This is a genomic window from Dolichospermum sp. LEGE 00246 (genome assembly GCF_015207865.1).
GTDB lineage: Bacteria > Cyanobacteriota > Cyanobacteriia > Cyanobacteriales > Nostocaceae > Dolichospermum > Dolichospermum heterosporum.
Genome location: NZ_JADEWA010000376.1, coordinates 1 through 5,436, shown reverse-complemented (window position 1 = coordinate 5,436; position 5,436 = coordinate 1). Strand labels below are relative to the sequence as shown.

The window sequence follows — 5,436 nt, the reverse complement described above, 5'->3', positions numbered from 1 at the left end:
ATTGAAAGAGTAACTTTGGGTAGTCTTAAAAAAGAGGCATGAAAAAATCTCAAAACCATTAGATGATTCTTATTTTCAACAGGAGTGCATATTATGAGTCAAAATTTTAGCGATTATCATTCGTCGGTTAACAAAAAAATTAAGACTGAACAAATAGAGCAAATAATCAAAGCAATTATTGCGGGTAAATATTCTTGGGCTTGTGTTCTAGTTTTACAATTTGCTGGTTATAATCCTATGGACTATATACCCTATCGTACTTATATCAGATTACTTAAAACTAACTGCTTACTTGGTAATTCTCAGCAAAATTAACTTCCTATGAGAAAAGCTGAAGGATTTGATGGAAAATTAAAGTAGTTGCGTTTTTAAATCTGAATTTGTGAAAATTCTTTCTGGAAAATAAAAAGGTAAGGTGAAGATTCATCAAAAAAAATATGATTATTATGCAGAATTCATGAGCTACCCAACCACAATTTATAATCATCAAATGCAAACAATTATTCAAGAAATTGTGTGGCAGAAAAAACTAGAAGTTGCACAAATGCAACAAGATATGTCCTGGGCTTCCTTGCAACGTCAATTAAGTGCTGCTCCTACTGTGCGGGACTTTTTTACGGCTTTGCAATTGAGTATTTATAAACCTAGTTTAATTGCAGAAGTGAAAAAAGCATCACTTTATCATAGTGTAATTAGACCAGATTTTGACCCAGTTACTATTGCTCAAGCCTATAAACGAGGAGGAGCATCTTGTGTATCTGTTTTTACCGATCAAAAGTTTTTTCATGGTGGTTTTGATCATCTACGTGCTATCAGATATCGGGTAGGAATACCTCTACTTTGCAAAGATTTTATCATTGATCCTTGCCAAATTTATTTAGCCCGTTCGGCTGGTGCAGATGCAATATCATTAATTGCTGCTATTCTTACAGATAAGCAATTACAAAACTTTTTACGAGTGATTCATTACTTAGGTATGAATGCTGTTATCCAAGTTCATAACTTAAATGATTTGGATAGAGTTTTAGCTTTAGAAGATGTGAGGATAGTTTCTATTAATAACCAGAGTTTAGGGGATTTTAGCATTAATATTAACACCACTCAGGAATTATTGGCAGCTAGGCGATCGCAACTTCAAAAACTGGGAATTTTAGTCCTTAGTGAATCAGGTATAGAAACCCCCGATGATTTATCGTTTGTGGCTGAATGTGGTGTACAAACAGTGATCATCGGAGAATCTTTGCTCAAAGAAAATGATTTGGAACTAGCTGTCAGAAATTTCCTGCAATCGAAATTCCCCATTCATTATTCAGAGGAATTAAAGATTAGGTAATAATTGATAATTACGGATTGATCATAGTAAGGGTTTCCACCAATCACTACGGCTGAGATACCATTCTACGGTTAAACGTAAACCTTCTGCAATTGTTACAGATGGAGTCCAGCCAAATTCTGTTTTTAGCTTATTGGCATTAATGGCATATCTTCGATCATGTCCAGGTCTATCCTTCACAAAAGTAATTAATTTTTCCGCTGGATATACTGGTAAATCTGGGGCTAATTCGTTCATGATTGCACATAAATTTTGTACCAGACTGATATTTTCAACTTCGTTATTGCCACCAATGTTGTAATTTTCTCCTGGTTTTCCTTGATGGATTACCACATCTAACGCCCGACAGTGATCAACTACATACAACCAATCGCGGACATTTTTACCATCACCATAAACAGGTAATTCTTTACCAGTTAGAATGTTAATACACATCAGAGGAATTAGCTTTTCGGGAAATTGAAAAGCACCATAATTATTAGAGCAATTAGTGATAATTGTCGGTAATTTATAAGTATGATAATAAGCCCGAACTAGATGATCACTTCCAGCTTTGGAAGCGGAATAAGGACTATTGGGACTATAGGCTGTAGTTTCTGAGAATGCCGGTTCATCTGAGGTGAGACTACCATAAACTTCATCGGTAGAAACGTGAAGAAATAGGTAATTACTAGGTTGGTTTTTTGCTTGCCAATATTGACGGAAAGCTTCTAATAAAGTAAAAGTTCCCACTACGTTAGTTTGGACAAATGCAGCGGGTCCGGTGATGGAACGATCAACGTGAGATTCGGCGGCAAAATGAGCTATAGTATCTATATTTTCGTCTAAAAGTAGTTTATCAACTAAAGAGCGATCGCTTATGTCTCCTTGCACAAATCGGAAATTCTCTTTGGCTTCAACAGAGGCTAAATTATGGCGATTTCCAGCGTAGGTAAGAGCATCCAGTACCACGATTCTATCATTTGGATAAGCCTGACACCAATGATGGACGAAGTTCGCGCCAATAAACCCAGCACCTCCAGTCACCAGTAATCGTCTATTCATGAGATTCCCTAATTACCCTGTAAATATTTCTTCTTGATTTTAGCAAAGATTTTCTGTGTAAACAATTGCGCTAACCGGATTTTTGTAAAATCGGGAATTTTAGTTGAATAGTTATGTTTATGATCAAAGAAGTTATTTATGTCTGCTAAAATTACTCCTAAACGGTGAATAATATGCTCAGTTCTGTATTCTGCTAACACAGTTTCTGATAAAGTCAATGCTACTGAAGATTCTAAAACCTGCAAAATTCTGGCAACATCATATTCTAAAGCATAGCCAGCAATTTTATAAGAATTAAATCCCGGATCTAAATAATCCGATAATCCCCCATTGACACTAGAAAAGACTTGACAACCACAAGCTAATGCTTCCATTGGTTGTAAGCCAAATCCTTCGCTAACTCCTTGTAATTTCCAATATTCTGCCGAATCATAAAGATAAACTTTAGCACGATTAAATAAAGCTGGTAAATTTTCTACATAACTATCAATAACCAATACTTTACATTTTTTTTCTAAAGCCGGAATTAAGGTTTTAATTAAATATTCTGAAGATTTCCGGGTTTGCACTAAAACCTCAATATCTCGATGTTGATGTAAATTAGTAAATTCATCACTAATTTGATTGGGTAAATAATAAATTAGAGCATTTGGGGCTTGTTGTCCCCAATAACCTAGAGTATTTCTACTTACTGTAATTATAGGAATACTCGCTGGTAAATTAATTTTATAACCTGCACTGTGAGCGTGATAAATTACATGATATTTTTGCAATTTAGCCGCTAATTTACCAACATTGAATCCCCAACTAATTACAAAAATTATGTTATCTACATCTAAGTTATTTTCTGTTAATAAATCATCTAAAAATAATTTATCTGATTCTCGCTGACGATAGGTAACTACTTCAGCATCACAAATCTGTTGAGCTAAAGCAACTGTTTTCAATTCTGCCCAAAGACCTCCACAAGCAAATTTACCATTTGTTCCTGGTACTAAAAAGTAAAGTTTTCTCATCATCCTAAATATCTAATTTTGAAGTTTATAAATAATGGTGTGGGTTGTGAATAAATTAGGGCGCAGGTGGTTAATGAATCAGGGCGCAGGTGGTTAATGAATCAGGGCGCAGGTGGTGAATAAATCAGGGCGCAGGTGGTTAATGAATCAGGGCGCAGGTGGTTAATGAATCAGGGCGCAGGTGGTTAATGAATCAGGGCGCAGGTGGTGAATGAATCAGGGCGCAGGCCCTGCGCCCCTACGGATTCCTAATTTTCCCAATATACTTTGATAAAATGACTTTCTTTACCCCAAAAATCACGGGTGATGGTAATATTTTCAATAGCTAAATTAAAGGGGATAGAGGTGGTAAGATAACGCTGGGTGAGCATTCCTAAATCTGGTGCAATTTCCGCTGCGGCTGTGGCGGCTAAACCAAAACCGATTAGTTGTTCAATTGGTCGAAATGGTAGTAAAAAAGAAATTGTTACTGCTAGTCCTGCTGTTAATAACATGGCTACAGATACATTTGTGCCACAGCGGGGATGTACAGCTAAATCCCATTCTCCAGTGGTCAGACGATGTTTAGCTAATGTTACTGCACGGCGCAAATCATGAATATTCACATCACCATAGAGAAAAAATCCCTGTTCGGTAGACAAACCACCTAATAATTCATCATCTAATTGTATATTGGTGGTTGTTCCTGATGATAAAGAGGAATATTTATTTTCCCCTAGTAACCAGACAGTGGCGTGTTCCAGTGCGTGAACTTGACGGAGCATGAGAATTTCTTTCAACCCAGGGATAAAAGATAACTGTTGCAGTAAATCAGCATCTTGTTTGGGGTGAGGTGCAAGAAAGTCAAAGTTAAAGGAATACGATTCGCTCGAATAAGAAGTATTCATCTTTTTTCTTTTGAGAATTAATTTTCCTTGGTGATATTTTTTGACGATTGCAATAACTGAAAATTTCTGATTTTCCCAATAACCTCACCCCAATTCCCAATTACTATTTAACGCTGATTAGTTCTACGTCAAAAATCAAAGTAGAGTTGGGGGGAATAACGCCACCAGCACCACGCGCACCATAACCTAGTTCTGAGGGGATAATTAATTGACGACGGCCACCTACTTTCATGGTGCTGAGTCCTTCGTCCCAACCTTTAATGACTTGTCCTGTGCCAATTTTAAAGCTAAAGGGTTTACCGCGATCGCGCGAACTATCAAATTTAGTCCCATTTTCTAATGTACCGACGTAGTGAACCTCAACGGTTTGTCCAGTTTGGGGAGTTGCGCCCGTTCCCTCTTGTAGTTCAATATATTTTAATCCAGAGGCGGTAGTAACAGCATTTGCTTCAGACATAGTATTGCTCTTTATTGGCGTATTGTTTTCTTGCGTGACAGTGGTGGTTGGTTGTGCTGGGGATGAATTACCGATCGCCGCATCTTTTTGACCGCTAATTTGGGTAAATACTAAAACGCCAACACATACCAGCATTAACACCACGCTGAGGAAAATTCCTTTCAAAATCAACCCTCTCTCTTTTAATTACCGATGATCAGATTACTGACAGAACACAAATTAGTTTAAATCAGAAATGATCTTTTAGCGCCATAGCTTATTTTCTAAATCCCGGACCTGACGCTCTAAACGGTCTATTCTCCCCCGTAATTCGTCTACTTCTGACTGACGGGCGACCCCCAAATCCTGCATCATGTTTCGCATTTGTCGCTGCATTTGCTCGTCCCAGTTGCCTTGTTCTGACTGTAACTGATGTACAAGATCATCCATGACTGCCTTTGCTTGCTCAGGATTGAGTTTACCGTCTTTTACCAGTTCATCACTCACTTCTTTGAGTTTGTCTGCAACTAAAGAAGTTGTGCCAATACCCAACATCATTAGCTGTTGCAACCAATTGTTACTATCCATACTGCCTTCCTCTGACTTGTTGCTAACTAAAAGCTTAGTAATTCTAGCCTACACATTTATTTTGTCAGTTGTCAGTTGTCAGTTGTCAGTTGCAAATAAATATCTTTCCCCCTGCCCCCTACTCCCCTACTC

At 37.5% G+C, this 5,436-nt stretch carries 7 protein-coding genes; 2 read left to right on the top strand and 5 right to left on the bottom strand.

Annotated elements, in window-relative coordinates:
* Nucleotides 1-93: 93 nt before the first annotated feature.
* Nucleotides 94-315: a HetP family heterocyst commitment protein gene (locus tag IQ228_RS20135; protein ID WP_027403825.1), complete on the top strand. Its 222-nt coding sequence runs from the start codon at nucleotides 94-96 to the stop codon at nucleotides 313-315.
* A gap of 106 nt (nucleotides 316-421) precedes the next feature.
* Nucleotides 422-1,333, top strand: coding sequence for an indole-3-glycerol phosphate synthase TrpC (locus tag IQ228_RS20130; RefSeq protein ID WP_370566915.1), 912 nt, complete (start codon nucleotides 422-424; stop codon nucleotides 1,331-1,333).
* Between the two features lie 21 nt (nucleotides 1,334-1,354).
* Here IQ228_RS20130 and rfbB read toward each other — a convergent pair whose 3' ends face one another.
* From rfbB to IQ228_RS20105, 5 genes are all read right to left on the bottom strand, one after another.
* Nucleotides 1,355-2,377: a dTDP-glucose 4,6-dehydratase gene (gene rfbB, locus IQ228_RS20125; protein ID WP_193964137.1), complete on the bottom strand. Its 1,023-nt coding sequence runs from the start codon at nucleotides 2,375-2,377 to the stop codon at nucleotides 1,355-1,357.
* Nucleotides 2,378-2,385: 8 nt separating this feature from the next.
* A complete protein-coding gene (locus IQ228_RS20120; protein WP_193964140.1) occupies nucleotides 2,386-3,393 on the bottom strand; it encodes a glycosyltransferase in 1,008 nt (335 codons plus the stop codon).
* A 248-nt stretch (nucleotides 3,394-3,641) separates the two neighbouring features.
* Entirely contained in the window at nucleotides 3,642-4,280 is a 639-nt protein-coding gene (locus tag IQ228_RS20115) for a DUF6391 domain-containing protein (RefSeq protein ID WP_193964135.1), read from the bottom strand.
* 103 nt (nucleotides 4,281-4,383) lie between these two features.
* Entirely contained in the window at nucleotides 4,384-4,902 is a 519-nt protein-coding gene (locus IQ228_RS20110) for an FKBP-type peptidyl-prolyl cis-trans isomerase (RefSeq protein WP_081424364.1), read from the bottom strand.
* A gap of 78 nt (nucleotides 4,903-4,980) precedes the next feature.
* Nucleotides 4,981-5,304 carry a phasin family protein gene (locus IQ228_RS20105; RefSeq protein ID WP_027403831.1) on the bottom strand — a complete coding sequence of 108 codons (324 nt, stop codon included), beginning with the start codon at nucleotides 5,302-5,304 and terminating at the stop codon, nucleotides 4,981-4,983.
* Nucleotides 5,305-5,436: the final 132 nt, after the last annotated feature.